The following is a 5,481-nucleotide window of genomic DNA, read 5'->3' on the forward strand; positions in this document are numbered from 1 at the left end:
ATAATACCTCAACGTGGGTCCACGGTCATCAAGGGCTGCGGGGTTGCGAACACACCGGACGCGATCAAGCCCGAGTATATTTGGGCGAGCCGGACTTTGAACCGATGGTCACTCCTTGTGATCAGGGCTTGGTGTTGCATTCCGAGTAGAACGATCCGTTAACGGCATCGGTCCGCTCGAGACATTGGGTTGACTCCGTTACAGTGCCGGCCACGGTGAAGTCATAGGCTTGATCGCGTAGCGCAAGTACGTAGCGCCCCGGCGGCAGTGCGAAATCGGGTTTTTCGAATTGTGCAAGCAGCATTTCTGGGTTGTTGGCAATAGGGCGCAATCTGAGCTCGTAGGATTTGCTGCGGATATTCCATGCATCAGAAACGGGGGTCACCACCAGTTTCCCCTTGGCATCGAACGACAGCGCACGTGCCACGCGTGCGACAACCCGCAGCTCCAGCCGCTCAGGGGCGTTTCCTGCTAGGTCTCGCCTGAACAAGACGAACCGAACATTGCCATCGGGAAGCATGGTGCGGCTCGGATGATTGATAGGTGTAGAGATCGAGATCCGCTTGTCGGGGACACGTTCGCCGAGCAATTCGAGCTCCTTAAGCTCGTCGCCGGCAATGGCATAGATGCCGTAGTCACCAGGGATGGGAAAACCGAGCGAAGGTGGCGGAGGCGGGACGGGGCTCGCTGCGACAGGGGGAGCCGAGTTGGCCGCCGGCGCGTTCTCGGGACCGTTGGGGGCCGCGATTCTATGCGCTGCAGCAGGAGACTCGCGCCGGCTCCAGATGGCGTCTCGTTGCAGAATGACGGCCAGAATGCCGACGATGACCGCCGCGCTGATGGAGAAGCGGGCGAAATTTGCAAGTAGTCCCTCCCGGGGGGCCTGAATGTACGTGATATTCTGCGCCCACCGGCCGCGCTCCGGTAAAATGATATCGTCAGAAGCGGGTGTAATCGGCGGGGGGGCGGCGGGAAAGGAAGGGGCGGGCTCGGCGGCCGTCGCTGGCTGGTGCGATAGCTTGGCCGCTGGCGCCGGGGGCGCAAGTCCTTCGCGTTCGGCACGCCGCGTTTCGAACCGCTCTACCCCCTGAATCGCCGTCTCAAGCGCCGTTGCAAGCCGCTCCTGCTCGGCTGCATCCAGCCATGGACTCTCGTCTTTAAGGCGCGACCGCGCAAATTCGTACACCGTCGAGCGAAGCTCGGCGGGATCCTCGGTAAGGCGCTGGATCATTCGCTGCAAAGTCAGCGCATACTCAATTTCCTGAGCAAACGGGGAAACCGCCTTGTCCCTGTCAATGTTCGGTAACTCGGGATTCATCGCCTGGTCCGTGCCCCCTCACGATGAAGATAACGATAGATTGCGCGCAAGCCCAGGGGGAGCCACTACGGCGCCATATTTCGTAGCGATCGCCTGAGTTGGCTTTACCCGCACTGCCAGATTCGTATAGATTGATTGGCGAAGATGCGCTTTTTCCGCGTGGGGGATGACAATGCTGTACGCCAAAGCCAAAATCGCGATTGCTGCGACAGTCGCGGTCGCTGCTATGGCGCTATCCGCTCCAGCGGAGGCTCGTCATCGACTTTACCCACTGACCCAGTGCGGTCCCACCCTTGAACATTTGTGCCCCCTTCGCGGTGCTTTCGAGGGTGCTCCGTTTCACTACAATCTGGCGATCTACCCGGGCTGCATCAAGACCGTTGCGGTGCAGACAGCGTATGGCGTCGAACGGCGCCGGGCCGTGGTCTGTGGCGCTCCCGCCCGGGAAATGATCTGGTGGTGGTAACCCCGTCGACCGCTCCTCCCAGCCTATCTGACCGCCCTTTGCTGGGTGGAGCCATTGGTGGTTGATGGTTGAGCTGGCGTGTTCCGGATCGGCCCATTGTTAACTGGGCCCTGGTTGATACCACGTGGCGAATAGTCGGCATTCTCCCGCCGAAGATTTCCATTGGCGTCTCTTTGCGATGATACGCCATACTGAGCCGCCGCGGAGCCCACGGAAAGCGCCAGCCACAGCACCGTCAGGCTTAATTTTGTCAGGATGCTCACGCGGTTGTCTCCTTCGCTGGGACGCGTCTTCACAGGGTCGCAAATGGTATCAGCTTGATGGACACGAGGCGAGGCGATCCTTACGGTGTCGAGACATGCGAGTCGCAGGAAGCTGACGTGGGGTGCCGCGAGGGCTGGGTTTGAGCTCGCGATCAGCCGGGAACTTCCTATGGAATGGGTTCTATTTGTTTCGTTGCAGTGGATCGTGTTTGGAAGTCCCACGCAGCCGACAACGCAGGTGATCGATTCATTCCCGACCGAGCAGCTCTGCAACAAGGCTGCCGAGGCGATAAGGGCTGAGATCAATGTGCCAGTTAACGGTCAACAACGGCTTCAGACCGTAGGCCGCGTTGTGTGCTTTATGCGAAAGGAGGGCGCGCAGCCTGTTCGCTGAACGGTCGGAATGCTGATGGCAGATGGACGCCGGTGCGGCTCGAGGTCAATTCCGGGGAAAGGTGCGCTGGAGCATATGTGCAGCCGTCAAGAGGAGCGATATGGCGAAGCACATCGCTAAGGCTGCGGAGCGAATCTCCTCTCGCGAGAAGCCGGCGTAAACGTGAGCCGTATGCCTGAAGAAAGCGGCACTAACGACGGCAGCGCCGAGCGCCATCGTCACATGCTTGAAGCGAGAATTGAGAGCAGCGATCATCAGCGAATACTTCAGGTTGTCTCGGCCTCAATATGCTCACTTCACGGTGTCAGAATCGGGGCAGATACGGCGATCGCGCCCTGTTGATCGCCTGCCGCAGGCATCTTGGTGCGGTATTTTGGACGAAAAAGTGCGAAACTAACCCTAAACCCGCAGCTTCTGACCGTTCAACACAATTTATCAGTCTCTGCTGGGAACGATTCGCGCTCCGATATAGGAGTTCTGCGTCTGGTCAGGCTATGTCCGGCGCTTCACCTGCCGCGGCGGCGTGCGTCCGGAAAGATTCGGGACCCGGATGCGAAGAGATTCGGAGCGTGTAGCATCGTTTGGCCAGCTAGAACGCATTTCTCTTTCGCAACACCTCAAAGAACGTCTTCATAATAATCTGGATATCGAGCCACAGGCTCCAGTTATTGATATACCAGAGATCCATCTCGACCCGCCGGGAGATCAGCTCCAGCGAAGGGGTCGCGCCCCGAAGGCCATTCACTTGCGCCCAACCGGTCATCCCAGGCTTGACATGATGGCGAAACGCATAGTCCTGCAGCAACCGTTCAAACTGATTGTCATGGGCAATTGCATGAGGGCGGGGTCCGACCAATGACATGTCTCCCCGCAGCACATTGACGAGCTGAGGCAGCTCATCAATGCTTGCGCTCCGGAGATAGGCGCCGATGCGTGTGACACGGGGATCATTACGCGTTGCCTGGGTGACAGTATCGCCGTTTTCCAGAACGGTCATGGTCCGGAATTTGTACATGACAAAATGCCGGCCATTGAATCCCTTTCTATTTTGAAAAAAGAAGACGGGACCTTTGCCATCAAGCTTGATCGCAACGGCGGTCAAAGCGATGATAGGGCTTAACAAAATCAGGGCCGCTAGGCCAATGACGACGTCCATCATGCGCTTGACGGCGCGTTCGACTCCGCTCAACGGTGCTCGTTGAATCTCCAGAGAAACAACGCGCTGTTGGGCAGATGGCGCATAATCGCTCAAGGAGCGGATTTGCCGATCAGGCAGCAGTCGCACCGATACCGGGAACACCTTCATCTGCTGCCGCAAATGTTCTAACCGCTCGCGCGAGTTCCACGGGATCACGAGCAGGACCTCTGACACTTCGTGTTCCTGCATAAATTTCGCAGCTGTCGCGATCGCCTTCAGGTCTCCCGCTTTCTGGCCTTCGTGATCAGGCGCAGGGCTGAGCGCCACACGGTGTACCTCGGCGGCGCCAAACAGGACCAGCAGGTCTCGTGGCTCAAGCGCCTCCAGTTCCTGAGGAGTACCAAGCAGGACAAGATCGCGGCGGCCGATCACGCCGCGAGTGACCGCGTCTTCGAGCACGTACTTGGCAAATTTCCTGCCAGCCAGGAGGCCGGCTGGTGCTGTCGCCAAGAACAGCAGGAATGCGCCTCTCGAGAAGGACGTGCCGACTTTGAACAGAAAGGCGAAGAACGCCAGCATCAGCGCTGTCGCGAGCCAAGAGAAATTTATCTCAAGGAACTCAACTGATGGTTTCGCAGCGCTTTCGAGGTCGTAGTAGCCGTGCCCGCTGAGCCGAACGATATGGAGGAAGCTTGCAGCAAGCCCTAAGGCAAAATACGCCGAAAGATCGGGAATTGGAGTATCCGTGAGCCAATGATAGGCAAAGCATGCAGACAGGCTCGCGATCAGAATGATAGCCGCGTCTGCGGTCGCCAGAATGTAAGTGATGGCGTGGCTTGGAAGGGGCGCTTGGGTCGGGGCGGCCGGGGCAGCGCCAACCTCTTGCTCGGCATTGCGAACCTCTGACCGCATAGACATCAAAGAACCGTTCCGCATTCAAAAGGTGAGCAGTCAGTCTGATCTCAACTTTCAGAAGTAATTTTCCACCAATGCGGGCAGACTAGTCTTGAGGCCATTGCAATGCAACCTCGTGTGTGCGGAAGAACGATATCCAAAGTGGGGGAATGGAAATCTCCCAGCGTTTGTTCCCCGTTCGACACAGTTTCCGCGATGGCTCTCTCAGGAGCTTCTTGCGAGCTTCGCACGACCGTGGCGCCCCATGCCGATGGTCTTTTTTCCAGGAGGTCTGAAGGCGCGATCGCGCGACAGCGAATGAACTGAGACGCTCTTCTGCACGGAGTCGGGCTGACACTCTGGTCGCCTCAGGTCTATCCTGTTGCGATCGATCTCGAGCGGTCGCAAATTCAGCTCGGTGCGGGAAATGAAAATGCCAACCAGTCCCGCGGCTATCGGGCCAGCACATTTTAAGATCCAGCCGATAAATGTTGTATTTTTGCAACATCGAAGAAGCGGTCTGTATCCTAGAGACCTTAGGATGACCGGATTCGAGCAGCTCTGCCGAAGGCTTTTGGATCGGCAGGATCTCTAATTGCGACAAGCAGCGTCGATGACGAGGGCTGGTCTCATTTTCAGCTCTTGATATAAGTCAGCCTCAGCCTTCGTGGCCATGTTGACTCCGTTGATCATCGCATTGCGAGACTCGAATGCATATTGAGCGCTATCCCCTGTCGGGCATTCTGTCTCTTACTCCCGTAAAGCATGGCGACTCCCGGGGATTCTTTTCCGAAGTGTATCGCCGCGACCTTGCATTGAAGGCGGGTCTGCCGGGAGATCTCGTCCAGGAAAATCACGTCTACTCGGCCCAACGCGGCGTGCTCCGCGGCTTGCATTTCCAGCGTCCGCCGCGCGCGCAGGGCAAGCTCATCCGATGCCTTCGAGGGGCCATCCTGGATGTGGCGGTCGATATCAGAACAGGATCTTCGTCCTCGTACGAACACTAGT

4 protein-coding genes are annotated in these 5,481 nt (G+C 57.9%); 1 reads left to right on the forward strand and 3 read right to left on the reverse strand.

Annotated features, from left to right (window positions below; genetic code table 11):
* Nucleotides 1-121: 121 nt before the first annotated feature.
* The 3 genes from BRAS3809_RS27445 to BRAS3809_RS27460 form a co-directional block, all read right to left on the reverse strand.
* The gene (locus BRAS3809_RS27445) at nt 122-1,318 is read right to left on the reverse strand and encodes a hypothetical protein (protein ID WP_008965264.1); all 1,197 of its coding nucleotides are present in this window, start codon (nt 1,316-1,318) and stop codon (nt 122-124) included.
* Nucleotides 1,319-1,807: 489 nt separating this feature from the next.
* Nucleotides 1,808-2,047, reverse strand: coding sequence for a hypothetical protein (locus BRAS3809_RS36190; protein ID WP_139017454.1), 240 nt, complete (start codon nt 2,045-2,047; stop codon nt 1,808-1,810).
* Between the two features lie 983 nt (nt 2,048-3,030).
* A complete protein-coding gene (locus BRAS3809_RS27460) occupies nt 3,031-4,497 on the reverse strand; it encodes an undecaprenyl-phosphate glucose phosphotransferase (RefSeq protein ID WP_240535783.1) in 1,467 nt (488 codons plus the stop codon).
* Nucleotides 4,498-5,183: 686 nt separating this feature from the next.
* On the opposite strand from BRAS3809_RS27460, the gene BRAS3809_RS27465 reads away from it, so the two are divergent.
* Nucleotides 5,184-5,480: a dTDP-4-dehydrorhamnose 3,5-epimerase family protein gene (locus BRAS3809_RS27465; RefSeq protein WP_008965270.1), complete on the forward strand. Its 297-nt coding sequence runs from the start codon at nt 5,184-5,186 to the stop codon at nt 5,478-5,480.
* Nucleotide 5,481: the final 1 nt, after the last annotated feature.

It is taken from the genome of Bradyrhizobium sp. STM 3809 (assembly GCF_000239795.1).
In the GTDB taxonomy this organism is placed as follows: Bacteria; Pseudomonadota; Alphaproteobacteria; order Rhizobiales; family Xanthobacteraceae; genus Bradyrhizobium.

Excerpts from the sequence above, each read along its gene's own strand:
- BRAS3809_RS27445 (WP_008965264.1), bottom strand. The coding sequence starts at position 1,318 with ATGAATCCCGAGTTACCGAACATTGACAGGGACAAGGCGGTTTCCCCG.
- BRAS3809_RS27460 (WP_240535783.1), bottom strand. The coding sequence starts at position 4,497 with ATGTCTATGCGGTCAGAGGTTCGCAATGCCGAGCAAGAGGTTGGCGCT.
- BRAS3809_RS27465 (WP_008965270.1), top strand. The coding sequence starts at position 5,184 with ATGCATATTGAGCGCTATCCCCTGTCGGGCATTCTGTCTCTTACTCCC.